This window comes from Jejuia spongiicola, from assembly GCF_023502325.1.
Taxonomy (GTDB): domain Bacteria; phylum Bacteroidota; class Bacteroidia; order Flavobacteriales; family Flavobacteriaceae; genus Wocania_A; species Wocania_A spongiicola.
In genome coordinates, this window is sequence record NZ_JAMFLZ010000023.1 from 1 (window position 1) to 915 (window position 915).

1 protein-coding gene is annotated in these 915 nt (G+C 35.6%); it reads left to right on the forward strand.

The annotated features are described in order from the left end of the window. Positions 1 to 915, forward strand: a 915-nt coding sequence (locus tag M3P09_RS17180; protein WP_249974056.1) for a BspA family leucine-rich repeat surface protein, incomplete at both ends; no start/stop codon positions are given.

Sequence of the window (915 nt, forward strand, 5' to 3'; positions counted from 1 at the left end):
ATAGAGGCTAGCAATGTTTCAGGAGATGTTACAAGTACTACTTTAACAGCTGGTACATACATTGTTGCTATTCGTGGTGCGTTTCCTAGAATCTATTTTAACAATACAGGAGATAAAGACAAAATACAAACGATTGAACAATGGGGAGCAAGTGTTTGGATCTCTATGGAAAGTGCTTTTTATGGTTGTAGTAATTTAATACTAAATGCAACTGACACTCCAAATTTAAGTCAAACCATTTCAATGCAAAGTATGTTTTTAGGGTGTAGTTCTTTTGTAGATAATGGAGGAGTTATTAACAATTGGGAGGTGAGTAACGTAACAAATATGGAGGAAATGTTTAACGGTGCTACAAGTTTTAATCAATCATTAGGTTCTTGGGATATTAGTAAAGTGACTAACATGGCAGATCTGTTTACTGGTGTTACACTATCTACAACAAACTATGATGCTACTTTAATAGGTTGGCATACAGACTCTAGTGGTGTTGCTAATGATGGTATTGATGATGTCCCTAATAATATAACTCTTCATGGAGGAAATAGTCAGTACTGTACAGCAGAAACTGCTTGGAATAGCTTAGACACTTCTTTTAATTGGACGATTACTGATGATGGCCCTGGATGTACAGCTGAAGATTATTTTATAACCACTTGGGTGGTTGAAGAAAATGAAACCATTACCATTCCTACAACTGGAACAGGTTATAGTTATGATGTAGATTGGAGTTATGATGGTATAACTTTTAATCCAGAATCTACCAATGTTTCTGAAGATGCTACAAGTACTACTTTAACAGCTGGCACATACATTGTTGCTATTCGTGGTGCGTTTCCTAGAATCTATTTTAACAATACAGGAGATAAGGATAAAATACAAACTATTGAACAATGGGGGGCAAATCCTTGGATCTCC